At 59.7% G+C, this 26,050-nt stretch carries 25 protein-coding genes; 17 read left to right on the plus strand and 8 right to left on the minus strand.

The genetic code is table 11. The features are described 5' to 3' along the window. Complete coding sequence (locus tag AC24GY_RS22655; RefSeq protein WP_487687523.1) at window positions 1-633, plus strand: DUF2959 domain-containing protein; 633 nt, start codon at window positions 1-3, stop codon at window positions 631-633. A 137-nt stretch (window positions 634-770) separates the two neighbouring features. On the opposite strand, the gene fdhA is transcribed toward AC24GY_RS22655, so the two are convergent. Beyond that, on the minus strand, window positions 771-1,967 hold the full coding sequence (gene fdhA / locus AC24GY_RS22660) for a formaldehyde dehydrogenase, glutathione-independent (protein WP_422318458.1): 1,197 nt from the start codon (window positions 1,965-1,967) through the stop codon (window positions 771-773). Window positions 1,968-2,187: 220 nt separating this feature from the next. Between fdhA and AC24GY_RS22665 the strand changes: the two genes are divergently transcribed. The 10 genes from AC24GY_RS22665 to AC24GY_RS22710 all read left to right on the plus strand — a co-directional run bounded on the left by AC24GY_RS22665 (window position 2,188) and on the right by AC24GY_RS22710 (window position 13,294). Continuing rightward, window positions 2,188-2,958, plus strand: coding sequence for a platelet-activating factor acetylhydrolase IB subunit (locus AC24GY_RS22665; RefSeq protein WP_487687526.1), 771 nt, complete (start codon window positions 2,188-2,190; stop codon window positions 2,956-2,958). A gap of 65 nt (window positions 2,959-3,023) precedes the next feature. Next, entirely contained in the window at window positions 3,024-3,638 is a 615-nt protein-coding gene (locus AC24GY_RS22670) for an HAD family hydrolase (protein ID WP_487687528.1), read from the plus strand. Window positions 3,639-3,719: 81 nt separating this feature from the next. Further along, a complete protein-coding gene (locus AC24GY_RS22675) occupies window positions 3,720-4,277 on the plus strand; it encodes a UvrB/UvrC motif-containing protein (protein ID WP_422318464.1) in 558 nt (185 codons plus the stop codon). A gap of 76 nt (window positions 4,278-4,353) precedes the next feature. After that, window positions 4,354-5,478 (plus strand): protein arginine kinase, encoded by a 1,125-nt coding sequence (locus AC24GY_RS22680; protein ID WP_422318466.1) that lies wholly within the window; start codon window positions 4,354-4,356, stop codon window positions 5,476-5,478. Further along, entirely contained in the window at window positions 5,471-7,999 is a 2,529-nt protein-coding gene (locus AC24GY_RS22685) for an ATP-dependent Clp protease ATP-binding subunit (protein ID WP_487687622.1), read from the plus strand. The genes AC24GY_RS22680 and AC24GY_RS22685 overlap by 8 nt, the downstream gene beginning before the upstream one ends. Window positions 8,000-8,029: 30 nt before the next feature. Beyond that, window positions 8,030-9,238 (plus strand): hypothetical protein, encoded by a 1,209-nt coding sequence (locus tag AC24GY_RS22690; RefSeq protein WP_487687531.1) that lies wholly within the window; start codon window positions 8,030-8,032, stop codon window positions 9,236-9,238. Window positions 9,239-9,396: 158 nt separating this feature from the next. Continuing rightward, window positions 9,397-10,755: an MBL fold metallo-hydrolase gene (locus AC24GY_RS22695; protein ID WP_487687534.1), complete on the plus strand. Its 1,359-nt coding sequence runs from the start codon at window positions 9,397-9,399 to the stop codon at window positions 10,753-10,755. A 9-nt stretch (window positions 10,756-10,764) separates the two neighbouring features. Then, window positions 10,765-11,241: a dihydrofolate reductase gene (locus tag AC24GY_RS22700; protein ID WP_487687536.1), complete on the plus strand. Its 477-nt coding sequence runs from the start codon at window positions 10,765-10,767 to the stop codon at window positions 11,239-11,241. A gap of 314 nt (window positions 11,242-11,555) precedes the next feature. Then, window positions 11,556-12,278 carry a metallophosphoesterase family protein gene (locus AC24GY_RS22705; RefSeq protein WP_422318478.1) on the plus strand — a complete coding sequence of 241 codons (723 nt, stop codon included), beginning with the start codon at window positions 11,556-11,558 and terminating at the stop codon, window positions 12,276-12,278. After that, entirely contained in the window at window positions 12,275-13,294 is a 1,020-nt protein-coding gene (locus AC24GY_RS22710) for a glycosyltransferase family 9 protein (protein WP_487687539.1), read from the plus strand. The genes AC24GY_RS22705 and AC24GY_RS22710 overlap by 4 nt, the downstream gene beginning before the upstream one ends. Window positions 13,295-13,304: 10 nt before the next feature. Here AC24GY_RS22710 and AC24GY_RS22715 read toward each other — a convergent pair whose 3' ends face one another. From AC24GY_RS22715 to AC24GY_RS22725, 3 genes are read right to left on the minus strand one after another with little or no spacing between them, the layout of a single operon-like run. Then, entirely contained in the window at window positions 13,305-13,571 is a 267-nt protein-coding gene (locus AC24GY_RS22715; RefSeq protein WP_422318482.1) for a hypothetical protein, read from the minus strand. A gap of 20 nt (window positions 13,572-13,591) precedes the next feature. Continuing rightward, window positions 13,592-13,825: a hypothetical protein gene (locus AC24GY_RS22720; RefSeq protein WP_422318484.1), complete on the minus strand. Its 234-nt coding sequence runs from the start codon at window positions 13,823-13,825 to the stop codon at window positions 13,592-13,594. A 28-nt stretch (window positions 13,826-13,853) separates the two neighbouring features. Next, the gene (locus AC24GY_RS22725) at window positions 13,854-15,911 is read right to left on the minus strand and encodes a multicopper oxidase domain-containing protein (RefSeq protein WP_487687543.1); all 2,058 of its coding nucleotides are present in this window, start codon (window positions 15,909-15,911) and stop codon (window positions 13,854-13,856) included. A gap of 134 nt (window positions 15,912-16,045) precedes the next feature. Here AC24GY_RS22725 and AC24GY_RS22730 point away from each other — a divergent pair, with 134 nt between their 5' ends. The 4 genes from AC24GY_RS22730 to AC24GY_RS22745 all read left to right on the plus strand — a co-directional run bounded on the left by AC24GY_RS22730 (window position 16,046) and on the right by AC24GY_RS22745 (window position 17,856). Next, window positions 16,046-16,369, plus strand: coding sequence for a hypothetical protein (locus AC24GY_RS22730; protein ID WP_487687546.1), 324 nt, complete (start codon window positions 16,046-16,048; stop codon window positions 16,367-16,369). After that, window positions 16,366-16,839, plus strand: a complete 474-nt coding sequence (locus tag AC24GY_RS22735) for a hypothetical protein (RefSeq protein WP_422318490.1) — start codon at window positions 16,366-16,368, stop codon at window positions 16,837-16,839. Before AC24GY_RS22730 ends, AC24GY_RS22735 begins: the two co-directional genes overlap by 4 nt. 9 nt (window positions 16,840-16,848) lie before the next feature. Beyond that, on the plus strand, window positions 16,849-17,421 hold the full coding sequence (locus AC24GY_RS22740; RefSeq protein ID WP_487687549.1) for an RNA polymerase sigma factor: 573 nt from the start codon (window positions 16,849-16,851) through the stop codon (window positions 17,419-17,421). Window positions 17,422-17,532: 111 nt separating this feature from the next. Continuing rightward, window positions 17,533-17,856 carry a hypothetical protein gene (locus AC24GY_RS22745; protein ID WP_487687552.1) on the plus strand — a complete coding sequence of 108 codons (324 nt, stop codon included), beginning with the start codon at window positions 17,533-17,535 and terminating at the stop codon, window positions 17,854-17,856. A 55-nt stretch (window positions 17,857-17,911) separates the two neighbouring features. Here the strand turns inward: AC24GY_RS22745 and AC24GY_RS22750 are convergent, their stop codons facing one another. Then, window positions 17,912-19,084, minus strand: a complete 1,173-nt coding sequence (locus AC24GY_RS22750; RefSeq protein WP_487687555.1) for an MFS transporter — start codon at window positions 19,082-19,084, stop codon at window positions 17,912-17,914. A 316-nt stretch (window positions 19,085-19,400) separates the two neighbouring features. Here AC24GY_RS22750 and AC24GY_RS22755 point away from each other — a divergent pair, with 316 nt between their 5' ends. Further along, window positions 19,401-21,359 (plus strand): LTA synthase family protein, encoded by a 1,959-nt coding sequence (locus AC24GY_RS22755; protein ID WP_487687557.1) that lies wholly within the window; start codon window positions 19,401-19,403, stop codon window positions 21,357-21,359. A 1-nt stretch (window position 21,360) separates the two neighbouring features. On the opposite strand, the gene AC24GY_RS22760 is transcribed toward AC24GY_RS22755, so the two are convergent. After that, window positions 21,361-22,920: an N-acyl-D-amino-acid deacylase family protein gene (locus AC24GY_RS22760; RefSeq protein ID WP_487687560.1), complete on the minus strand. Its 1,560-nt coding sequence runs from the start codon at window positions 22,918-22,920 to the stop codon at window positions 21,361-21,363. Between the two features lie 87 nt (window positions 22,921-23,007). Between AC24GY_RS22760 and AC24GY_RS22765 the strand changes: the two genes are divergently transcribed. Continuing rightward, a complete protein-coding gene (locus AC24GY_RS22765) occupies window positions 23,008-23,931 on the plus strand; it encodes a D-alanine--D-alanine ligase (protein ID WP_487687562.1) in 924 nt (307 codons plus the stop codon). Between the two features lie 5 nt (window positions 23,932-23,936). Here AC24GY_RS22765 and rarD read toward each other — a convergent pair whose 3' ends face one another. After that, window positions 23,937-24,827, minus strand: coding sequence for an EamA family transporter RarD (gene rarD, locus AC24GY_RS22770; RefSeq protein ID WP_487687564.1), 891 nt, complete (start codon window positions 24,825-24,827; stop codon window positions 23,937-23,939). Beyond that, the gene (locus tag AC24GY_RS22775) at window positions 24,817-25,989 is read right to left on the minus strand and encodes an MFS transporter (protein WP_487687567.1); all 1,173 of its coding nucleotides are present in this window, start codon (window positions 25,987-25,989) and stop codon (window positions 24,817-24,819) included. The genes rarD and AC24GY_RS22775 overlap by 11 nt, the downstream gene beginning before the upstream one ends. Between the last annotated feature and the right edge of the window lie 61 nt (window positions 25,990-26,050).

Raw genomic sequence — 26,050 nt, forward strand, 5'->3', positions numbered from 1 at the left:
ATGCGTTCCCGGCTTTTCCTCCTTGGGCTGGCGGTTTCACTCGCTGCCTGCAACACCGTCTATTACGCCGCCTGGGAAAAGCTGGGCTACGAGAAGCGTGACTTGCTCAAGAGCGCGGTCAAGAAAGCTCGTGGCGAGCAAAAGGATGCGGGTGAACAGTTTCAGGACGCGCTCACCCAGCTCAAAAAGCTGACCAACTACAATGGCGGCAATCTCGAGTCTGCGTACAACCGCTTTAAAGGCGAATATGAAGACTGCGAAGCCCAGGCAACTCGGGTACGCGGCCAGATCCGCGAGGTGGACACGGTGGCGCGGGATCTCTTCCGCGAATGGGAGAGCGAGATCCGCCAGTATGAAAACGCCTCTCTGGCGGCCGACAGCCGCCGCAAGCTGGCGGACACTCGCAGCCGGTTTGAGCCCCTTTCACGTTCCCTGCACTCGGCTGAGGCTACGATGGAGCCGGTGCTGCGCCAGTTTCACGATCAGGTGCTTTATTTGAAGCATAATCTGAACGCCGCAGCCATTGGCTCGCTGCGTGGTACGGCGGACAACATTCAGGGAGATATTCAGAGGCTGCTGGATCAGCTGAACCGCTCCATTGCTGAGGCGGACCGGTTCATTCAGACACTGTAAAAAGTGCGACAGACACTCTTGTCTGTCGGGGAGACTGTGGTGGCGCTGATCGACAGACAGGAGTGTCTGTCGTACTCAAGAAAAAGCCCTCCAGCTTCACAGCAGGAGGGCCTTCCAACCTAACTCTCAAAAACGGATCAGGCTTTGATCATGCCGTGAGGGTCGATGACGTATTTACGGGCAGCGCCCTTGTCGAAGTCCACGTAGCCTTTGGGAGCACCCTTCAGGGAGATCACCTGCACATTGGTCGCCTTGGCGATTTTGATCTTGTCGTGAAGGATCGCCATCATGAGGCGGCGATGATACTTCATGACCGGGCACTGGCCGGTGACGAAGGTGTGGCTCTTGGCCCAGCCGAGACCGATGCGGATGGAAAGACTGCCCACTTTGGCAGCTTCATCGACCGCGCCCGGATCACCCGTGACGTAGAGGCCGGGAATGCCGATGGCACCGCCCGCCTTGGTGAGTTCCATGACACTGTTGAGCACCTGAGCAGGCACTTCCTTGCTGTGGTCATGGCCGCAGCCACGGGCTTCAAAGCCGACGCAATCCACCGAGCAGTCCACTTCAGGCACGCCGAGGATGTTTTCGATCTGATCCTGAATGGAGGCAGAGAGGGAAACGTCCACGGTTTCACAACCGAAGCGGCGGGCCTGGGCCAGACGCTCCTTGTTCAAATCACCGACGATGACGACAGCGGCGCCGAGCAGATGACAGGAAGCCGCACAGGCGAGACCGACAGGGCCGGCACCGGCGATGTAAACCGTCGCACCCGGGCCCACTCCTGCGGAGACGGCGCCGTGATAGCCAGTGGGGAAAATGTCCGAGAGGAGGGTGAGGTCTTTGATCTTGGCCAACGCCTGATCGCGATCCGGGAACTTCAGGAGATTGAAGTCAGCGTAGGGCACCATGACGTATTCCGCCTGCCCACCGACCCAGCCGCCCATGTCCACGTAGCCATAAGCCGCGCCAGGACGGGCAGGATTCACATTCAGACAGATGCCGGTCTTGCCTTCTTTGCAGTTGGCGCAACGTCCGCAGGCAATGTTGAAAGGCACGCTGACGATGTCCCCTTTCTTGATGAACTCCACATCGCGGCCGGTCTCGATGACTTCACCGGTGATTTCATGGCCGAGGATCAGCCCCTTCTGTGCGGTGGTACGGCCACGCACCATGTGCTGGTCGGAGCCGCAGATGTTGGTGCTGACGACTTTAAGGATGACTCCGTGATGGCATTTGCGCTTTTGTTCGCGCAATTCCAGTTTCGGGAAATCAATGCTCTGAACCTCTACCTTACCGGTACCCATGTAGGCGACACCATGATTGCTTGGCATAATATTGTGTGGTTGTGGTTGGTTGAATTTAGGGGATTCCCGGTCATGCTAGTCAGAACCGGCAGATCGCGTCAATCCCAGTGAAGGAAAAACGTTGGCAGCCAGGATTGAGCGGTGCAGGGGCCGGGAAAGGCTGACGCCGCTGGGATTAGCTAAACGAATGGCACCAGATGCTCTTTCGGATTGCCTGCCCGCGAGCAGCCCGCCACAATGCGCATGCATGAAAATTACATCACTCGCATTGTCCCTGCTCCTGCTTGCCACCACCGCCCTCCGGGCACAGACCCCGGCTCCTGCCGTCAAGCCAGCCGCTCCGGCGGTTGTCATGCCCCCGCAACCACCGGATGTGCCTGCGGAGAAGTATGGCAAAGATGGCAAGATCAACCCCGGCTTCATCGCTTCGCATGAGAAGTTCGTGAACATCGCCAAGGAAGGCAAAGCGCAGCTCGTGTTCCTGGGCGACTCGATCACCGCTGGCTGGGCAGGCGCTGGCAAGGAAGTCTGGGCAAAGGCCTTCGCCGGCTACACCCCTGCAAATTTCGGCATCGGCGGCGACCGCACTCAGCATGTGCTGTGGCGCATCCAGAACGGCGAACTTGAGGTCATCAAACCGAAGGCCGTGGTGCTCATGATCGGCACAAACAACTCCGGCTCGGATTCCGCCGAAGGCATCGCCAAGGGTGTCACTGTCATTGTCGAAACCATCCGCGCCAAGCAGCCACAAGCGAAGATCCTTCTGCTCGCGGTTTTCCCACGTGGCGAAAAAGCCAGTCCGAATCCAGGCCGCGACAAACTGAAGCAGGTGAACGCCATCATCGCCAAACTCGACGACGGCAAGAATGTCTTCTTCCTCGACATCGGTGACAAGTTCATGCAGCCCGACGGCAGCCTCACCAAGGAGATCATGCCTGACTTCCTTCACCTCTCCCCTGCCGGCTATCAGATCTGGGCTGACGCCATTGGTCCAAAGCTCGCCGAGCTGATGAAGTAATCCGCCCCGTCATTCTCAGCACGGATTCATCTGGCGCACGCAAGACCTGCGTGCATAGGAAAGCCATGCCCCAGCCCGTTATTCTTTCCGACATCGGCAAAGTCCTCATCGACTTCGATTTCAGCATCGCCGCCCGGCGACTGGCGCAGCAGTGCGACCATCCGGCGGAGACGGTGCTGACATTGTTCGATGACATCAAAGGCCCGTATGAGGTGGGGGACATGGATGACGCGGAGTTCGTGCGGCAGGGCATGGCGCGGACGGGGTTTCGAGGCTCGCCCGATGAATTCGCGGCCATCTGGTGCGAAATCTTTGCCCAGAATGAGCCCATGCACGCGACGCTCTCCGCGCTGGAGGGAAAGCTGCCGATGCACCTGCTCTCCAACACCAACGAGCTGCACAAAAGCTACTTCCTGCGCGAGTTTGGGATCTTCCAGCATTTCCAAGATGGAGTGTACTCGCACATCGCCCGCTGCGCCAAGCCGGGGGAGGAGATCTTCCTCAAGACCGCCGCGCAGCTGGATCTGGACCCCGCGCGCACGTTTTACATCGACGATCTGGAGGCCAACATCGCCACCGCGAAACGCCTTGGTTTTCGGACATTTCATTACAGCTTTGCGAAGCATTCGCAGCTTCAGAGGGAGCTGGACGAATGGCTGACGGCTCAGGGCATTGGTTGACGGGCGCGAATACCTGTCATACCCAGTACGTGCTGCCGTTCGTATCACTTGTGTGGCATGATAGCATGCACGACTAAATCCATGAAATGCGACGTTTGCGAAAATGAGGCCACCGTGTTCCTCACCCAGATCATCAACGGTCAGATGACCACGGTGAATCTGTGTGAAACCTGCTCCAAGGCCAAAGGCGTGACCGAGGAAACCGGCTTCGGTCTGGCGGAGGCATTTCTAAGCCCCTCCCACCGAACGGAGTCGGACACGATGGAAATCGTGTGTGACGCCTGCGGCTTCACGGCCTCCCAGCTGAAGAAGATCGGACGCATGGGCTGTCCGGAATGTTATGCCGCCTTCCGTGATGGATTGGACGGGCTGCTGCGCAACATGCACAAGGGAACCCGGCATGTGGGCAAGCGCCCGAGCCACCTCAGCGCTGTAGCCCCTCAGATACTCCCAAGGCAGCGAGCTTCAGCCTTGAAGGAAGCGCCTCCACCGGCCCCGGTGCCGACTCCTCCCGTGCCGCCACCGGACATTGCCAAGCTCCGCGCCGAGCTGGATCTGGCCGTGAAGGAGGAGCGCTACGAGGACGCCGCCAAGTTGAAATCCGAGATCGAAAATCTCCAGCCCAAGGCCTCCAAATGAAGGATGTCTCAGCTGGAATGATCCTTCCTCATCTTTCAACGCGTATCTCTATTGCACCGTCCAACTTCGTAATCTCATGATGCGTTTTGCCACCTTGATCAAGAACCCCGCCGACTGGATGAAAGGCGCGGGGCCGCACTCCGACGTGGTCATGACCTCGCGCGTGCGTCTGGCACGCAATCTTCGTGGCTACCCCTTCCCCGGCTTCAGCCAGGAGCGCCAGCGCATCGAGCTGCTGGAACGTGCACGCCCGGTGGTGGAAGAACTGCCCGAAATGCGGGACGGCTATAGTGAGGACTACACTGAGCTCAGCAAGATCCGCAAACAGGTGCTGGTGGAGCGCCACCTCGTCAGCCGTGAGCATGCAGCACGGTCATCCGGCTGCGCCGTGGTCGTGGACCGCAAGCAGAGCATCTCCATCATGATCAATGAGGAGGATCACTTCCGCATCCAGGGCATCCGCCCGGGGCTCAACCTTACCAGCGCCTTTGAAGTGGTGGACCGCGTGGACACGGAGCTGGAAGGTCTGCTGCCGTATGCGTTTGACCCCAAACTGGGCTACCTGACCGCCTGCCCCACCAATCTCGGCACCGGCATGCGAGCCTCCGTCATGCTGCATCTGCCGGCCCTGGTGCTCACCGAGCAGATCAACCCGGTGATCAAGGCCATTGGCAAGATCGGTTTGGCCGTGCGCGGCCTCTACGGGGAAGGCACTGAAGCTCTGGGCAACCTCTTCCAGATCTCCAACCAGCACACGCTGGGTGAGGCGGAGCCGGAAATCATCGCCCAGATCGAAAAAGTCATCGAAGGAGTAGTCCGCTCTGAAGTGACAGCCCGTGCCAAGCTCAAGGAGGACCACCAGACGATGCTGCAGGACCAGATCGGGCGTGCCTTCGCCATTTTGAGGTATGCGCACATCCTTACCTCCAAAGAGGCACTGAACCTGCTTTCCATGCTGCGTCTCGGGGCAGATCTCGACCTTGTCGGGAACTGTGACCGCAGCCTGATCGACATGCTTCTGCTTGAAATTCAACCTGCGCATCTGCAGCTCAATGCTGCGCGAGAATTGTCCCCTGAAGAGCGTGACAGCATGCGCGCTGATTTAACCCGCACGCGGTTGCAATCCATCGACGGCCCGGGTAGCTTTCCACCATCACAATCTAACAATGGAGGCACCACCTCCCCTACTAATGATGAATAATTTCACTCCACGCGCCCAACAGGTTCTGGCCCTTGCCCGCAAGGAAGCCGACCGTTTCAACCACAATTACGTCGGCACGGAGCATCTCCTGCTTGGCCTCATCAAACTCGGCCAGGGGGTCGCAGTCAACGTTTTGACCAAGCTCGGCCTCGACCTCGAGACCGTGCGCATGCAGGTGGAGCAGCAGGTCGGCTCCGGCCCTGAGACCAAGATGGTCGGCAACATCCCCTATACCCCAAGGGTGAAGAAGGTGCTCGCCCTGGCCTCGAAGGAAGCCAAGGCGCTTAACCACAGCTACGTCGGCACTGAGCACATCCTGCTCGGCCTCCTCCGCGAAGGTGAAGGCGTGGCCGCTCAGGTGCTGCGCAACCTCGATGTGAACCTCGACAAGGCACGCAGCGAGATCCTCAAGGAACTTGACCCCAACTTCTCCTCCCAGAACGAAGAGGAGGAGGAGGAAAGCGAACCCGTCAATCCAACGGGCAACACGCCTTCCGGCGACAAGAAGAAGAACGAGAAGACCCCGGCGCTCAAGGCCTTCGGTCGCGACCTCACCGAGCTCGCCATCAAGGGTGAGATGGACCCCGTCATCGGCCGCTCGGAAGAAATCGCCCGTGTTATCCAGATCCTTTGCCGCCGCACCAAGAACAACCCGGTGCTCATCGGTGAAGCCGGGGTCGGCAAGACCGCCATCGTGGAAGGCCTGGCCCAGGAAATTGCCGCCGGCAACGTTCCTGAAATCCTGCGCGACAAGAAAGTCATCACCCTCGACCTCGCACTCATGGTCGCCGGCACGAAGTATCGCGGCCAGTTTGAGGAGCGCATCAAGGCGGTGATGGATGAAATCCGCCGCAACAAGAACGTCATTCTCTTCATCGACGAGCTGCACACTATTGTGGGTGCCGGCGGCGCTGAAGGCGCGATGGATGCCAGCAACATCATCAAACCCGCGCTCAGCCGTGGGGAACTGCAATGCGTCGGCGCCACCACGCTGAATGAATACCGCAAGTACATCGAGAAGGACTCCGCGCTCGAACGCCGCTTCCAGAGCGTGAAGATCGAGGAGCCCTCCGTCGAGGACGCCATCCGCATTCTCTTCGGCCTTCGTGGCAAATACGAGCTGCACCACAAGGCGAAGTACAGCGAAGACGCGCTCCGCTCGGCGGTGAATCTCAGCTCACGCTACCTGCCTTCCCGCTTCCTGCCTGACAAGGCCATCGACATCATGGACGAGGCCGGCTCCAAAGCCCGCATTGCCGCCATGACCCGCCCGCCCGAACTCAAGGTGATTGAAGCCGAGATCGAAGAGATCCGCGTCGAGAAGGAAGGTTCCATCAAGGAGCAGGATTTCGAAAAAGCCGCGAGCCTCCGTGACCGTGAGAAGAACGCGAAGAAGCGTTTTGATGACGTGCTGGAAGCCTGGCGCACCAACAATCAGGAGCGCATCGTTGACGTCACAGAAGAGGACATCATGTCCGTCGTATCGAAGTGGACTGGCGTCCCGCTGCAGCGCATGGAACAGGCTGAAGCCGAGAAGCTGCTCAAGATGGAAACCGAGCTCAAGGGCAAGGTCATCGGGCAGGACGAAGCCGTCATCGCCATCAGCAAGGCCCTGCGCCGTTCCCGCGCTGACTTGAAGGACCCGCGTCGTCCGATCGGCTCTTTCCTCTTCCTCGGCCCGACCGGTGTCGGCAAGACCTTCCTCGCGAAGAACCTCGCCGAATTCATGTTTGGCACCGCCGAGTCGCTGATCCAGATCGACATGTCCGAGTACATGGAGAAGCACACCGCCAGCCGTCTGATCGGTGCGCCTCCGGGATACGTCGGTTATGAAGAAGGCGGCCAGCTTTCCGAAGCCGTGCGCCGTCGCCCTTACTCCGTGATCTTGTTCGACGAAGTCGAAAAAGCGCACCCGGATGTCATGCATCTGCTGCTGCAGATTCTGGAAGAAGGCCAGGTCACCGACAACTTCGGCCGCAAGATCGACTTCCGGAACACCATCGTCATCCTCACCTCCAACATCGGTGCGGAGCAGATCAAACGCCAGACCAGCCTGGGCTTCATGGCCATGCAGGAAGACGCCGCCGACAACGCTGGCATCAAGGGCAAGATCACCGAAGCTGCGAAGAAGTTCTTCAAGCCTGAGTTCCTCAACCGCCTCGACGACATCGTCATCTTCCGCATGCTCGAGAAGGAGCAGCTCAACAAGATCGTCGATCTCGAAGTCAGCAAAGTGGTTGTCCGCCTCAAGAAGAAGAACATCCACATCACCCTGGACGACAGCGCCCGCGAGTTCCTCATGAAGGAAGGTTTTGATCCGCAGTATGGTGCGCGTCCAATGCGCCGTGCCGTGGAGAAAAACATCGAAGACCCGCTGGCCGAGCATCTCCTGCGCGGAGACATCCGCGAAGGCGACATCGTCAAGGTCTCCTTTGACGACGAGCACAAGCGCCTCAAGTTTGCCGCCGACAAGCGCGAAACCACTGACATCCCGGCTCCGGCCGAGACGCCAGCCCCTTAACCGGGAGAGGTCCGCCGGGCTCTGCCTGCCATGATCCGTGCCCTGATCCTCGTTCTCCTCCTCGGCAGCCTCGGCTGCTGGTTGGATCGTGAGCATCAGGCGGGGCGTTTCCAGCGCGTGGATGAGTTGTTCCTCGACTTTCTCGTGGCCAATGCGCGGGATCGTTTTGTCGCGGCCGATGATAAAGCAGTGACCTCCTCGCCAGTTGTGCTGGTGAAGATGCGGGTGGCTGACAAGGTGGAATATGCCGGCTGGCCCCCGCGCCCGCTGGACTGGCAGATGGTCCTAAAGGGCTTGCAGGCCTACAATCCAGCGGTGGTCGTGGTTCCTGAAACTCTGTTTTGGGGCCGCCCTTCGCCAGAGTTTGTGAATGAGGCAGCGCAGGCACTGGTGCCTTTCCCCAGCACCGTTCTGGGCGTTGAGGCCCAGCTGGCAGCCAGCCGTGAGGCCCCCGCATTTTTGGGCGGTCTCGAAAGCTCCCTGCCCCCCTTTCAAAAGGTGCAGGGGGACATTGGATCCGTTCCTCCTTTAGGGGCCTTGATTGCTGCGCCGGACGACCTGCTCCGCCGACAGGCAGAAATCGGCATTGCCGTGCCGCCTGATGCAAAGAACGCCGGCAAACTGGCTTATGCCATGCAGGAGAGCGGCCATCTGCTGCCCACCGTCCTGGCCCAGACTCTGGCACGTTTCACCCAGACGCCGTATGCCACTCAGCGCCTGCTGCTGGGTCCTGGAGCGGGTGCTTACCTCTCCAACGGCGCTTTTGTGCCTCTTTCGGCTGCCGGTGAATTCGTCATCAACACGAAACAGCCCGTTCACGAGGTGGATGCGCTCCATTTGATGACCTCGGAACTGGCCGATGCCTTGTCTCCGCAGGACAAGGCGAATCTCTCAGGGGACAAGGTGATCGTCATTGGAACCGATGATGACGCGCAAAGCGGACTGGCACGCCTGCATGCCCAGGCGCTCGCTCAGGTCCTCGCCCTGCCTCGTCTGCGGCTGCTGCCTGCCTGGGCGCAATGGATCATCTGGGGTGCCGCCGGACTGAAGGGGCTTTGGCTGGTGTTGTTTGTCCCACGCAGCAAAGCCATCCTGCGTGGCACGCTGTGCATCTTCGCGGCGCTGGTCATCTGCTTTCTCGCCTTTCAGTCCAGTTTGATCTGGTGTCCGCCGACGATTCCCGCTGCCCTGATCGCTGTATCGACAGTGTTTGCGCGAATCGCTGGCCGCAGGAAGTAGTCTCTTTATTGGCTGTCCTGAGGGCAGGAACGGCAAAGGCCTGGACGTCGCAGCAGTGATTCATGTCGCCGTCATATGACCGCCGCCCCCTCAATTAGCCCTTGTGGAACACTGGCAAGCCCCTAGTGTCGGCCTCCCCTCCCCCAAAAAAATATAGCATGCGTTTTCGCAACCTGACCCGCCGGCGTGAGATCGGCGCCAATTCCTACCTCCTCGAAGCCGGAGATTCTCGCGTCGTGCTGGATGCCGGCATGCACCCGAAACGCGCAGGCTACGAAGCCCTCCCGGATTTCGCACCGCTTCCGCACAAGTCGGCCAACGCAGTGATCATCACGCATGCGCATCACGATCACATCGGCTCCATGCCCGTGCTGCAGCGCAAGCAGCCAAACACCCCGGTGCTGATGACTGAAATCACCGGCGAACTGGCGTCAGCGATGTTGCACAACTCTGTCAACGTGATGACGAAGCAGCGCGAGGAGGAAAGCATCACGGAATACCCCCTTTTCACCCACCGCGAACTGGATGACATCCGCGCCCAATGGATCTACCGCGACATCGACCGCCCGTTTGAAATTCCGGACACCAATCTGGAGGCCACGATGTTCGACGCCGGTCACATCCTCGGTTCCACGGGCGTCCTGGTCCGTGAAGGCAGCAACACGTTGTTCTATACGGGTGACGTGAATTTCGAGGCGCAGACGATCTGCCGCGCCGCCGACTTCCCCACCAGCGGCATCGACGTGATGATCGCCGAGACCACGCGTGGCGATTATGCACGCCCGGAAGGCTTTTCCCGCAAAGGCGAAAAAGAACGTCTCGCCGGAGTGATCCGCGAAACGCATGAAGCCGGTGGCGCCGTCATGATCCCCGTTTTTGCCCTCGGCAAGACGCAGGAGGTCATGCTGATGCTGCACGAACTGCATCAGGAAGGCCTCATCCCTGAGATGCCGCTCTACATCGGCGGTCTGAGCACCAAGATCACCGTGCTCTACGATCACTACGCCTCCCGCAGCCGCCGCAGCTATCCCGGCTTCCGACTGCTGGACGACATGAAGATGCTCGTGCCGCGCAAGAGCAAGAAACGGCAGGAAATCGTTTCCAGCCCGCGCTCCCTCTACGCGCTCTCCAGCGGCATGATGACGGAGCACACCGTCTCCAACACCTTCGCGCAGAAATTCCTCGATAACCCGCGCAACACCGTCTGCTTCGTCGGCTACACCGACCCCGATTCCCCCGGCTACAAGATCCGCAATGCCACCCCCGGCACGATGATCAAACTCGCCAAGGACATGCCTGCCGTGGCGCTGAACGCCCGCATCGAGAGCTTTGACCTCAGCGCCCATGCTTCCCGTGAACAGATCGCCGAATACATCGAGAAGGTGAAGCCCAAGAAGCTCCTGCTCGTCCACGGTGAAGAGCCTGCGCAGATGTGGTTCACCCGCCGCTTCACTGAAACCATCCCCGGGACGGAAATCATCCGCCCCGAACCGCATCAGCCGATCGAGCTCTGGTAACCTCCGGCCATGCCGCGCCTCATCGCCATCGTCGCCATGTCCAGCAACCGCGTCATCGGACGCGAGGGCAAGCTGCCGTGGCATTTCCCGGAGGATTTGAAGTTTTTCAAGCGAACGACGCTCGGCCACCCCATCCTCATGGGGCGTGCGACGTATGACTCCATCGGCAGGCCGCTGCCGGGACGCCAGAACATTGTTTTAAGCCACACGATGGCACCACGCGAAGGGCTCACCGTCATTCGCAGCGCCGCCGAACTGCCGCAGGTGTGCGGTGAAGCCGAAACCGTCTTTGTCATCGGCGGGGCACGCGTGTTCGAGGAACTCCTGCCCCAGTGTGACGGCCTGTATCTGACCTGGATCGCCGAACCCTACGAGGGCGATGTTCTCCTGCCCCCCTTCGAACATCTTTTCCAGCTCATGGAAATCGTGGGCCAGTCGGAAGGCTTGGAATTTCGCTATTACGAAAGACTGGCGGACGTGAAATAGCAGCACCCCCAAGGTGTTCTCACATCCTCCTTACAACTCATTTACGAGCACCTGACGCATGGTTTTCGATCTGTGGAAGGCTACCCGCAGACAACGAACCGGAGACGGTTCAGTCAAAACTTTCAAATAGTGGTTCCTTCTGGCTGTTGGACTCTATCAAGCGACGGGGCGGATCGGGTGATCCGCCCCGTTTGCTTTTCCAGCCAGGGGTGCAGACACCAGGTTCCCTTCCTCACGGTAGGTTTCTGATACTGAAATGCTTGATTTCCCTGCTCATGTCCCGAAGGTGCAGCAATCGCCGCCAACCTTAGACGATGAAATTCGCCATTTTCGGAGACATCCACGCCAATCTTGAAGCCCTGCAGACCGTTCTGTGGGACGCTCAGGAACAGGGTTGTGCCAATTACGTCTGCCTCGGCGACATCGTCGGCTACGCAGCCAACCCGGTGGAATGCCTGCAGGCAGTGCGGGATCTTGGCTGCCCGGTGGTGCGCGGCAATCACGATGAAGGGGCCGCCAGCGAGAGTTCCCTCGAAGAATTGAACCCCCTGGCCCAGAACGCCCTGCTCTGGACGCGTGAACAGCTCAGCGAAGAGCAGCGCCAGTGGCTGCGGGATCTGAAGCTGGTGCGCCAGGTGCGCGATTTCACCATCGTTCACGCCACACTCGATTCTCCCGGCAACTGGGGCTACGTGACCAACCGCTTTGATGCGATGGCCAGCTTCAGCTACCAGTTCACCCAAGTGTGCTTCTACGGCCACACGCATGTGCCGCGTATTTTTGAGAAGGACGACGCTGTGCGTGCCGCCCGTGGCACCGACGTCATGCTGCAGCGCGGTGTGAAATACTTCGTCAATGTGGGCAGTGTCGGCCAGCCCCGCGACGGCGACTGGCGTGCCGCCTACGCCATCTACGACGTGCAGGCGCAGACGATCTCGATCCGCCGGCTGGAATACGACATCGAAACCGCGCAGGGTAAAATCCGCGCCGCTGGTCTTCCCTCTCTGCTGGCCGACCGTCTTGCCTTGGGCAAATGAGCGCCGCCACGCGCCAGCTTCCCAGCCTGCGCGATTTCCGCTCCGCGCTCATCGTCAAACCGAGTTCCTTGGGCGACATCGTCCACACGCTGCCTGCGGTGAAGGCGCTGCGCGACGCACATCCGCAGCTGAAAATCCGCTGGCTCGCCAACACGGAGTGGACACCCATCCTGCAGGGCAGCCCGCTGCTCGATGAAGTGATCCCCTTCCCGCGCAAAACCTTTCGCGGCCTCGCCGGTCTGGCGCGCTTCTGGAACTGGCGGCGCACCTGGATGACGCTGCCACGTGAGGAACCCGAGATCGTGCTCGATTTTCAGGGTCTGCTGCGCAGCGGACTCGTCAGCAGCTGGCGTGGATCGCAAATCGTCATCGGCCTTTCGGATGCCCGCGAAGGCTCTCGCTTTTTTTACAACCACACCGTGCCAGTGAATGCCGGAGCCCATGCGGTGGACCGCTATCTCGAACTGCCGCGCGCCTTGGGCATCCGCATCGAGCCAGAGGACATCGCCTTTGAGCTCGCTCCCGGCGCTGCGCCCGCCGGCTGGACTGAGGCTCTGCCGGATTTCATCGCAGTGCATCCTTGGTCGCGTGGGGAGGGCAAATCTCTCTCACATTCCTCCCTGCAGGCGCTTTGCGATGCCTTGGCTCCGCATCCGGTGGTGCTCGTCGGTATGACGTCTGACCCGACCCGCCCCACCGGAAGCCATATTCACGACTGGAGCCAGCGCACCTCCCTGCCCGAGCTGATCTGGATCATGCGCCAGGCAAAGTTTTGCATCAGCGTGGACAGCGGCCCTATGCACATCGCTGCAGCGGTCAATCCGCAGACACTCGGCATCCATACGTGGAGTGATCCGCGCAAAGTCGGTCCGTATCCGTCTGGTGCTCACGTCTGGAAAGGCGGACGCATCGCTCCGCGCGGCGAATTCAGCGCGGAGGAATGCCAGAGCGATGCCAGCGTGACCGATCAGGACGCACGCGGCATCGGCGAATGGGTGTGCCTGAGACTGGCCTGAGGTGCTGCGGCTATTTCTTAGCGGCAGCGTCCTTGACCATCTTCACATACTTGGCGGGATCGGCCTTGAAGTCCTTGAGGCAGGATTTGCAGCAAAGATACACGTCCGTGCCTTCGTGGGTGACTTTGACCGGCTTGCCCATCTCGCCACCGAAAGCTTCGCCGGAGACGGCGCAGGTTTTGAGCGGGTAGGAGGCAGGGATGCCTTCAGGGGCGGCGTGCAGGAAACTGACGCTGCAAAGAGCGGTGACGAGGAGGAGACCGAGGATGACTTTCATGGTGATGTGGTACGGATGGATTAACGGGAAAGTTTGGCCAGATATTTAGCCTGATTGGCTTCAAACTTTTTCACGCAGGGTTTGCAGCAGAATTTGATCTCCTGCCCGTTGTAGACCTTCGTCACAGGATCGCCCATGGAGCCCAGTGTGTTGCCGCTGACGAGGCAGGTCTTGAGTGGGTAGGACTTTGTTCCAGGGGCGGCCTGCAGGCCGAAGGAAGTGAGCAGGAGAAGGATGGCGAGTTTGGTTTTCATGAGTGTGTTTTTGTTTTTGAAGGGTGGCTTAAAACCGGAAGCCAAGACCGGCACCGAAACCATAATCAGTATGATAGGCGGTGGAAAGGGACAGGCGCTTGGTGAGCATGTACTCCGCGCCAAAGGCGAGCTCCCATATCTGCTGCGTGTCATACTGAGCACGGGCATTGACGCTGAAGCGCGGGGTGATCTGAAAGGTTCTGCCAATGATGAAACGGAAATCGCCGGTGCTGCCCACATTGGCGGTGAGCACGAAAAGATAGGGCAGCCGATACCAGAAGCCGGCGAGCGCACGGTTCTCCGAGCCAGAGATATTAGTGAGGCGTGCGCCGGTGAAGACGCCGAAGTTGGGATTGATGTAGCGCTCGTAGAGCAGGTCGATTTCGTATTCAGTTTTGTTCTGCTCACGATTGCGGCCGATTTCCCACGGCACTCGCAGGGCATTGCGACCGCTCATCAACGTGGCGGTGCCGTCGGAGAGCTGGGAGAGCACATTGAAATCCGCAAACGGGTAGAGCATGGGCATGGCGTGCTCTCCCATGGCAGGCATGTGCGGCATGAGGTGAGTAGGAGCTCCCAGCTTCGGCGTTTCCTTTTGATAACTGACGATGCGGGCCATGCCCTCCATCATGTGATAGAGGATGTGGCAGTGGAACATCCAGTCGCCCTGCTCATTGGCCTCAAACTCGATGGTGCGGCGGCCCATGGGTGGCACATCGACGGTGTGCTTCAGTGGCGACCAGGCACCCTGGCCATTGAGCAGGCGGAAGAAATGCCCGTGCAGATGGATCGGGTGGTGCATCATCGTGTCGTTCACGAGTTCCATGCGGAGGATTTCACCGCGCTTCACGGGGATGACGCCGTCCTCATCAATGGTCTTGCCGTTGAAGGACCAGATGTAGCGCTGCATGTCACCGGTGAGGCGCAGTGTCAGTTCGCGCACTGGCAGGTCGGCAGGCAGCGTGGTGGGCTTCACCGCGCGCAGCTGCCGGTAAGGTGCCATGGGGCGCGGCGGCGGCGGTTCGGAGCTATCGGAATCCATGTCATCCAGCGCTGCCATGAGCATGTCGTCCATGCTGTAGAGATTGGGTTTCGGCACCGCAGGAGCGGGATGTTCAGCCCCGCTGCCAAAGAAGGCGCTGCTGCTGCCGGAGCCATCCTGCGCCGTGGCGCGCAGCTCCCAGCGACCATTCGCCGGGACGGTGAGGAGCACGTCGTACGTTTCTGCGATGCCCATGAGCAGCCGCTGCACTTTCATGGGCTGCACTGAAGTGCCGTCTGCGGCGACGATGGTCAGCGGGCCCGTGGCTGACTCCAGATAAAAATATGTGGCCGCTCCGGCATTGATGAAGCGCAGGCGCACGGTTTGCCCGGCCTTGGCAGGAACCTCGAATTTACGGACACCATTGATGAGGAACGCATCATAGGCCACGTCCGAGATGTCCATGGGCGGCATGCGTGAGCGCTCGCGCGCCAGATAATCCTTCAGCATGCCCATTTGCATCGCTCCTGTGATGCTCTGTGCCGTGCCCTTTTTCACTGGATACCAGTTCGTGCCACGCTTGAGACTGCGCAGCACCTCGTGCGGGTTTTCGTTGGTCCAGTCGGAAAGCACCATCACTTGGTCCAAATCCGCATGCTCGGCTTCTCCTCCACGTGGCAGCACCACGATGCTGCCAAACACCCCGCGCTGCTCCTGCAATCCGGTGTGAGAATGAAACCAGTAAGTGCCCGCATGCCGCAGTGGGAAGGTGAAGGTGTGTGTCTGCCCGGCCTTGATCGGAGGCGTGGTCACATAGGGCACGCCATCCTGTTCATTTGGCAGCAGCAGGCCGTGCCAATGGGTGGAGGTTTCCTCATGCTTCAGGCGGTTGTACACATGAATGACCGCCGTGTCGCCCTCACGAAATCGGAGCGTGGGTCCGGGCATCGTACCATTGATGGTCAGCGCCTTCACGGCTTTGCCGGCGGGGGACAACACGCTCTCCGCGATCTCCAGATCATACTCCACTGTGGCGGCCATGGCAGACGGCAGCGCTCCAGTCAGCAAACTGAGGCAGGTGAGGATGGTAAAGCGGGTGTGCATTCAAACCGATAAACACCACATCGGACCGAAACCCTCGGTAATTCTCATCATTCGCAATCCATCACAAAATTTGTGCACTTTCCGCAAGGGTTTGGGCGGACCTGGGTGTTAGTCGTGGTAACATTCTTGATTCCATGAACGACGACCAGCTTCATCAGCTCCTGCGCGAATCCCCCGCGCCCGTTTCACTGCCCAGTTCTTTCACCCGGGAAGTGTGGGCGCGCATTGAGGCCGCCGAAGCCACCTCTCTCCGCACAGCCCTGTCTCAGCTCTGGCAGGCATGGCTCGGCACGCTCGCCCGGCCTGCGCCTGCTTTTGCCACCATCGCCGTCTGCATGCTGATAGGAGGCGGCTTTGGTTTGATCCAACAGCGCGATTCCTTCCCGGCGAGGGGTGAGCTGGCTTATGTGGAATCGATCAATCCCTTCCTGCAAATGGACCACGAGGTGTCGCCATGAAGCGCGGCCTGATCATCCTCATCGTTGCTGTCATCCTTGGGGTTGGCATGTTTTTTGGCTCGCAGCAGATGCTGCGTCCATGCGACTGTGTACAGACAGAGCAGATGCCAGTCGAAAACGGCAGCCTGCTGCCCGAACTCCAGTGGCTGCGCGCCTCCCTGCATCTCACCGACCCGCAATTTGAAAAGGTGCAGGCACTGCATCTGGCCTATCAGCCGAAATGTGCGGAGTTGTGCATGCGCATCCAGCATTCAGACCATGCACTGCAGGAGGCTGCCTCTCGAAGCCGTGCAGTGACGGCCGATGTCACGAAACTAATGCATGAGCGCGCTGATCTCACTCAGGAGTGCCAGCAGGCGATGCTGAAGCATGTCTATGAGACAGCCGACTGCATGGCGCCGGAGCAGGCGGACAAGTACCTGAAGATCGTGCTGCCCCATGTGCTGGGGTCAGTCCATTCATCCCACTGATTCATCTGCATGTCTGACACGCCTCCCGACGCCGACATTGCCGCCATGCAGCGACTCGCCGCAGGTGATGATCTGGCGCTGAACGGCCTGATGGAACGCTGGAAGGACAAGGTGGCGGCGTTTCTCCTGCGCATGACCGGCAATGCCGCCGCTGCCACTGACCTCACGCAGGAGACGTTTGTGAAGCTGTATCAAAGCCGCGCTCGCTATCACCCGTCTGCGCCGTTTCCGACCTATCTATTTCGCATTGCCGCCAATCTCGCTCGCAATCATGCACGCTGGAAGCAGCGCCACCCCACGGTGTCCATCGACAACGAAGACGATCATGTGCCCGAAAGCATGGAGACCCAGCCCAGCCCGGATGAGCAGATGGAGCGCAGTGAACAAATGCAGCGCGTCGAAGCCGCCCTCGCCGCACTGCCTGCGGATCTGCGCGAGGCCATGCTTCTTTTCACCTATCAGGAGATGAGCTACGCAGAGATCGCCGCCGCCGTGGGCTGCAGCTCGAAAGCGGTGGAAACACGCATCTATCGCGCGCGCCAGATTTTGCGCGCCGCACTTGGAGGTTCGCAAGCGGACTGACTCTGCCTTGTCATGCAGTATGCGTGCCTTGTGGTCCTCAAGGGTTTGCCGAAGCACCGGGGTTTGTCTGGTTGAAGCAGATGCTTCTTCAACACTCAACACAACCACAACATGAAAACGAAACTCATCAAATCCATCATCACAGGAATCATGGCCGTCAGCGCATTGGCTCTCGTCTCCTGCCAGGCCACCGCCGCCAAGCCTGCCATCCCCACCAGCGCCGTGACCTGCAGCAAGTGCCACACCGTTACGTTCAAATCCCCCTCGGTCACCTCAGCTCCTGGTGACAAAGGCATCATCACCCTCCACTCCTCCAGCCACATGAGCTGCCCGGATTGCGAGACGAAGCTCGTCGCCTGGGGCAAGAAGGGCGAACTGCCCACTCACACCTGCAAGACCTGCGGCGGCACTCTGCATCATTGCTCAACTCACTAAGCTGGAGCATCGCATCCACACGGGCGGCGTCTGTGATCCAGACGCCGCTTTGTTTTTATCGAGCGTGCGGGACTTTGAGCCCAAACCAGATCACAGCGCACAAGGCGAGCCCACCACCCGTGCCAAAGGCAACGAAAGGCCCGTACGCCGTCCACAGCCAGCCCATGAGCAGGCTGGCAGGCAAGGCTCCAATGCCGGTGATGAAATTGAAGCTGCCAAAGGCACGGCCACGCTGGGCATCCGGATAAAAATCAGCCACCAGCGCACGCTCCGTTGATTCCGTCATGCCGTAGAAGAGGCCATAGGCGACAAACAAGGCCCAGATGTGCCAGGGCTGTTTCGCGAGGCCAAAGCCCACATACACCAGTGCATACACACACCAGCCACCGATGATGAGCCCCCGGCGGCCGATGCGATCACTCAGCACGCCTGCAGGATAGCTGCTCAAAGATTTTACCAAACTGAGCGCCAGCCACAGCAGCGGCAGACTGCTGACAGGAATGCCCACCGCCCGCGCGCGCAGCAACAGGAAGGCATCGCTCGAATTTCCCAGCGTGAACAGCAGCACGGCGCCGAGATAGCTCTTGAAGGCGGGCGTGACATTGAAAGGAACCACAGATTTGTCCGCAGGAGGTGCTGCAGGAAGCACCTGGTCCCGTGCGCCAAAAATCAGACAACCCATTGCCCCAACCATGGGGATCACGGCGATCCAAAACAGCACCCGGTAATCACTCGTGAACCAATGGAGCATGATCCACGCAATGAGTGGTCCGAATACAGCACCAGCATTGTCCATGGCACGCTGCACACCAAAGGCCGCACCACGCTGCTCCGCCGGCACTGAGGCCGCCAGCAAGGCATCGCGCGGTGAAGCACGGATGCCTTTGCCGATGCGATCGATGAAACGTGCGCCCAGCACTTGTCCACCTGTTGCTGCAATGGCAATCAGTGGCCGTGTGAGCGCACTGAGGCCGTATCCTGCGATCATCAGAGGCTTGCGCTTTCGCACCCGGTCAGACAACCAGCCGCTGGCGATTTTCAGCAGGCTTGCCGTGGACTCTGCGATGCCTTCGACCAATCCCACAAACGCCATGCTGGCCCCCAGCACCGTAGTGAGAAACACCGGCAGCAGCGGGTACACCATCTCGGTGGAGACATCGGTGAAAAAGCTCACCCATCCCAGCGCCCAGACAGTGGCGGGCAATCTGTACCGGGGTGGCGGTTTCATGGTCATGCGCGACGATGCCACCGCTGCCGTAGACCTCAAGAACTCGTGGCCGTGAAACTCCATCAATTCGAGAACTAATCATTCTTTACGAAGCTCAGCACGTCTTCGTGATTCGGGAAACCATCGAAGCCCGTGGCCCAGATGCGATTTGCCAGTGCTTTACCAGCATGTTGTCATGACAGCGTCCCCGCCTTCATGAGAGGTTTTTCATCTTGCAGGCAAAATCATAACCCGGCATTTCATTACCACCTCGTCAGCCTGCATCCACGCTCTTTTTACTTATCCAACCATGACTCCCGACCCACAACCAACTGTCATGCCCAGACGACTGACACCACGATCGACCATCGCCCGGGGTGCCCTGTTGATCACCGCCATGTTTCTGCTGATTGCGCTGCTCATCCGTGTCGCGCTTTTGATTCAAGGACGGCATGACATCGCGTGGAATCTTTCCCTGCTCGGCTCGTTCGGCTTTGGCCTGTGGTATGATCTGCTGGCCGCCGGGCATGCAGTGGTGCCATGGTTTTTGCTCACCCTGCTGCTGCCAGCCGTGATGTGGCGCAGCAGGGCGGCCCCATGGGTGGTGTCTTTTCTCCTCCTGCTGTACGCCGTGGCGTTCATTTTCATCGGCGTGGCGGAGTGGTTTTTCTGGGATGAGTTTCAGGTGAGGTTCAATTTCATCGCGGTGGATTACCTCGTCTTCACCCAGGAGGTGATCGACAACATTCAGCAGTCCTATCCAATGCCGCTAATCTATGCAGGACTGGCACTCGCCGGCTCTGCTGTAGTCTGGGTAATGTGGAAGACAGGCGCGGTGCGCTGGGTATGCGCAGGAGACAGTGCCTGGAAACTGCGCGGCCTGCCCATGCTCGGCATCGCCGTTGCAGTGGTGGGCATCTCCTATCTTTTCTCGCAATCACAGCTCCCGCGCTTCAGCAACGAGTTCAATCGCGAACTGGCCAAGGACGGCCCCTATGCTTTCTGTGCCGCGTTCTGGGAGAGCGAGATTGATTACGAGCGCTTCTACCTCAAGCAGGACACCGACAAGGCGCTCGCCCGAGCTAAAGAACTGCTCACTCTTTCAGACACCCCGGGTGCCAGCGTTGATCCACACGACTTGCGTCGTGTCATCAAACACGAAGGCGCGGAAAAGCGGTACAACATTGTCTTTGTCTCCGTGGAAAGCCTGAGCGCCGCCTTCATGAGCCACTTCAAGGTGAACTTCAAGATGCGCTCCTATCTCACTCCGAACCTCGACCGGCTCGCGGATGAAGGCATCCTCTTCACCAATCTTTACGCCACGGGCACCCGCACCGTGCGCGGGCTGGAGGCGCTCACCCTCAGTGTGCCGCCCACGCCGGGCCAGTCCATTGTCTGGCGGCCGATGAACACGAATCTCTTCACCTCCGGCTCCGTCTGCCGCAGCCGTGGTTACGACGTCAGCTACCTCTACGGTGGAGACGCGATGTTTGACAACATGCGCACCTACTTTTCCCGCAACAACTACCGGGTGATCGATCGCAGCACCAAACCCAAAAGTGAGATCACTTTCCAAAACGCCTGGGGCGTGGCGGACGAGGATCTGTTCCGCTGGGCCCTGCAGGAGGCGGACACGAACCATGCGGCTAGCAAACCGTTCTTCATGCACGTCATGACGGTATCAAATCACCGTCCCTTCACTTTCCCGGACAACCGCATCGACATGCCGCAGGGATCCCGTGATGCCGCCGTCAAATACACCGACTGGTGCATCGGCGACTTCCTCGAAAAGGCGAAATCAAAGCCGTGGTTCGCCAACACGATCTTTGTCGTCGTGGCAGATCATTGCCACGGCAGTGCAGGCAAGGTGGAGCTGGATGTCACCAAGTATCACATCCCCTGCATCATCTGGAATCCTCAGCTGATCCAACCCCGCTCCTACGACCGCCTTTGCAGCCAGATCGACATGGTTCCGACACTCTTTGGCCTGATGAACTGGAGCTACACCACGCGGAACTTTGGCCAGGACGTTTTTTCTCCCGGCTACACACCAGACAAGGAGCGCATCTTTGTCTCGAACTACCAAAAGATCGCCTACATCACCCAGGGTGACTTTGCCATGCTCAAGCCCAAGCAGGAGACCACTGTCGGCAAGGTCGATCTGAAAGCAGGGACGATCACACCTGACAAATCAGGAGCATTGCAGTCGCGACTGGATGACACCATCTCGCTCTACCAGTCCGCCTCATGGCTCTTCCGCAACGGGCATCTGGGTGCAGAGACGGACAAGCCGTGAGTCACTGGCCCATCCTTAATGGACCGCCGCTGCGCACCTCCGTGAGTTTGCCATCGCGGATCGTGACACCACCGTTCACAATCACATGATCAAACCCCTCCGCGTACTGATGCGGGTCGCTGAAGGTGGAAGGATCTGTGACTCTGGCAGGATCAAAGATCAAGATGTCGGCATGCGCACCCACTTGGAGCATGCCACGATCTTTGAGATGAAAAATCTGCGCAGGCAATGAGGTCATGCGGCGCACCGCTTCTGGCAAAGTGAGCAGTTTCAATTCGCGCACGTAGCGGCCAAGCACACGCGCATTGTTGCCATAGCTGCGCGGATGCGGCACATCCTCGCCGAGGCGGCGCGGCCCGCCGTCGCTGGCGGTCATTGTGAGCGGATGCTTCAAGAAGATCTGCAAATCTTCCTCGTTCATGCCGTGGAAGATGGCGCTGGCACCACCCTGCGCTTCGATCTCAAGGATGACTTCGATTTGATCCTCAAGCGTGTCTGCTCCGCGCCGCATCTTTGCCGCCTCAGGAATGGTTTTGCCGTTGAGCGAAGGATCGGCCTTGCAGCGGGCGATCACCGCATATCCGTAATCTTTGCGCCCCTGGCGGGCACGCATCTCGGCCATGCTGGCGATGATCGAGGCTTTCTTCTGAGGATCAGAAATTCGTGCGACGAAGTCTGCATGCTCGCCTTCGAGGGCGCTGTCTGGCAAAGTCTGGCGCAGACCGGTGCTGGAGGCCGTGTAGGCGTACTGATCTTGCGTGATCTTCAAACCGCTGGCACGTGTCTTGTCGAGCACAGCGAGCACTTCGAGGGCCTTGCCCCAGGCAGTTGGGCCTGAAAGCTTGATGTGTGAGACTTCGGCACGAATTTTTGCTTCTGTGGCAATGCGGATGATCTCATCCAGTGCTTCAAAAATGCGCACGGTTTCATAACGCATGTGGCTGACATAGATGCCGTCATGAGCTGCCGCGACCTTTGCCAGCTCGATGAGTTCATCCGTCTTCGCAAAAGAGCCGGGCACATAAATGAGCCCCGTGCTCAAACCAACCGCGCCGTCCTTCATCGCCTGATCGACCAGTCCTTTCATCGTGGCGAGTTGTTCCTCATTCGGTGCCCGGATGAAACTGCCGCCCATGCCCTGCTCACGCACAGAGCCATGGCCGATCAGCGTGGCCACATTGAGAGCGACTTTCGACTCCTCGATCTCCTGAAAAAACTTCGCCACATCGGTGCGCGAATGACCGCAGTTGCCGGTGATTATGGTCGTCACGCCCATGCGCAGAAAATTTTCCGCCGCGGGGATGAGGCAGATGTCCTCGGAGTGGGTGTGAACATCAATGAAGCCCGGCGCGGCCACTTTGCCGCCCGCATCGATGACCGTATCGGCTGAGCCTTCGACTTGGCCGACCGCCACAATGCGCCCGCCCTTCACCGCAATGCTGCCATGCGCCAGCGGACCGCCGCCTCCATCCGCAATCTGGGCGTTGGTGATGAGAAGATCAAAATCCGCCGCCAGGGCGGACCCCGCGAGCAGCAGGGCAAAAAAGAAGCCGGAATTCATGGTGACAGGGAAAGACGTGGCTGATGGCACGGACATTGCCAGGATTCCTTTTGCCAATCCGGCCTCCGCATTCCATATCTTCGCACCATGATCGACCTGACGAACAAGAAAATCGCCCTCCTGATGGGCGGCCCCGGCTCCGAACGCAAAGTTTCGCTCAAAACCGCCGAAAGCGTGGCCGAGGCGCTGCGCAGCAAAGGCGCCATCGTCGTCGAAGTGGATGTCACCGGCCCGGACTTCGAAGTCCCCGGGGATGTGTTCATCGCCATGAACCTGATCCACGGCACCTTTGGCGAGGACGGCCAGATTCAGGCCATTCTGGAACAGCGCGGCATCCGCTATACAGGTGCGGGCGTGACCAGCAGCCGCATCGCCTTCGACAAGCTTCTGAGCAAGGAACGCTTCATCGCCGCCGGTGTGCCGACTCCGCTCTCGCAAACCTATCCCCTCGATGGCAGCCAGCCGCTGGCGATCTCCCTGCCCCTCGTCGTCAAACCACCGCGTGAAGGTTCCAGCGTGGGCGTGCATATCTGCCACACGCAGGCGGAACTCGATGCCGCCATTGAAGACGCGAAGAAATTTGGCAACGACACCCTGATTGAGGACTACGTGGCCGGCAAAGAACTGACTGTCGGCATTCTTGGCGACCAGGTGCTGCCGATCATTCACATCGAACCCGTCGAAGGCTTCTACGACATCAACAACAAGTACCCTTGGATGGGCGGCACCGGCAAAACGAACTACAACTGCCCTGCCAACCTCAGCCCCGAGGTGACCAAGGCCGTGCAGGACGCCGCCTTGAAAGCCTTCCGTTCCTGCGGCACCGAAGTCTATGGCCGCGTGGACGTCATGCTGCGCGACAGCGATCAAGCACCCTTCGTCCTCGAAGTGAACACCATCCCCGGCATGACAAGCAGCAGCCTGCTGCCCAAAGCTGCGAAGGCGGTGGGCATTGAGTTCCCCGATCTGTGCGCGAAGATCATTGAGCTGTCGATTGCGGCCAGACCCTGAGTCGCTCAGGCCCGGGAGGGCTTGCGCAGCCAAAGATCACTGCAAAACAGCAGCACGCCGAGCCAGATCAGGCCAAACGACACCAAGGAAGCGGTGCTGACCGGCTCATGATACACAAAGGCCCCCACCATGAACTGCCCCGTGGGCGCAAGGAACTGCAGCACTCCGAGCAGCGCGAACGGCAGCTGTCGTGCACCATGCGCGAAACCCAGCAGTGGAATCGTGGTGATGATGCCGAGGCCGACGATGAGCAGCAGATCATGCGCTGAAGCCGTGCCCCAGATGGGCATGCCACTCTGCTGCGTCCAGATCAGGTAGAGCACCGCCACCGGGATGCCGACCACGGTTTCCACCGCCAGCCCCGGTAGGGAGCCGAGCGGTGAGCGCCGCCGCGCCAGACCGTAGAGCGCAAAGCTCCCAGCCAGCAGCAGGCCGATCCACGGAAATCTCCCCAGCAAGACCAGTTGCGTCAACACCCCAAAAGCAGCGGAGGCGATGCTGAATTTTTGCAATCGCGACAAACGCTCACCCAGCAAACGGCTGCCGATGAGAACATTCAGCAGCGGATTGATGAAGTAGCCGAGGCTGCAGTCGATGATGCGACCATGCTGCGCCGCCCAGACAAAGACGCCCCAGTTGATGGCCAGCAAAAAGGCGGACCAGGCATGCGCTTTGAGCAGGCGCAGATCCCGCATGGAGCGCAGAAAACCGGTCCACTCGCCGCGCAGCATCAGCAGAGGCACCACAGTGGCCAGGGTCCAGACGACACGCTGCGCCAGGGCCACGCCGCTGCCGAGATGACCAATCTGTTTCCAATACACTGGCAGCACGCCCCAAAGGCCAAAGGCGATCACAGCACTCAGCACTGCATTGGCGGATGATTTTTCAGGATTCATGCAGCTGGGTTTTGCGAGTGTAGAGAATGAGGAGCGCCGCCACAATGCCGAGCACGGCATTCATCACCCACAGCACGGTGGGGTGATGATCGTAAAGCGGCATGCCGAGCGCTGAACTGGCGGTATTTCCCGCGCACCAGGCCAGACTGAGAAAGCCGACGTAACGCCCACGCATGTCTTCTGGAGAGAGACTCGCCGAATAGGCCTGCTGCCGCGAAAACGCGGACATCTCTCCCATCGTGAAAACCACCATCATCAGCACAAAAGCAGTGAGCGATCCGCTGATCAGGAAGGTCAGGAAACTGGCCCCCATCAGAATGTAGCCGAGCGCAAGCACCTGCTTGACCGGCCACAACCGCAGTCCAGCCGCCAGCGGCACCTCAAAGAGGCAGATCATCACGCCATTCAAAGCCAGCACGAGACCGCACCAATGCAGCGGCAGGCCATTGCGCTCAAAGTGCAATGGAAAGGTGGTGTTCGTCTGCCGGAAGATCCATGCCGTGCAGATGCAGGCACCAAACAAGGCCAGGAAGGCGTGATTGGCACGGATCGACCGCCACGCATGGCCCCAGCCCGCATGCTCGCGCGCGGTGCGTCTGCCGCGCGGCAAAAACAGCCACGCGACGATGCCAAAGAAGGCCGATGAGGCGGCATCCACCACGAAGAGCCAGAAGAAAGAATACTCCGCCAGAAACCCGGCCGTCGCGGGTCCAAGGGACCACGCCAGGTTCACGGCAAACCGCTGCACCGCATAGGCAATGACACGGTGCTCTGGTGGCACAATATCCTGCACCAGCGCCGCGCTGGCCGGACTCCCCGCCTCATTGATGGCCCCCGTGATGAACGCCAGCGCTGCCAGCGCCCGCCAGTCCACCGCCTGCGACATGGCGATCATGCAGACTGCGCCTGCGAGCGCTGAGACAGCCATGGTGACATTCCGCCCAAGACGGTCCGCCATCCAGCCGCCGATCCCGGCGGCAATAAAGCCCCCTAACGAATACGCAGCCACGGCGTAGCCTGCCTGCGTGGCCGTGTTGCCGTTCCGCGTGATGAAAAGCGCCAGGAACGGCACGACGAAAACGCCGAACCGGTTGACGAAAGTCGCGCCTACGAGAACCCAGAAGGGCCTGGGAAGGAGCTGTAGTTGTGAAAACAGAGACATGGTTGGAAAGAGAAAAAGTGGTTCATGGGAAGTTGGGAGATGAGCAGGTACGCAAAACGGG

Source organism: Prosthecobacter sp. Pr1, from assembly GCF_057652315.1.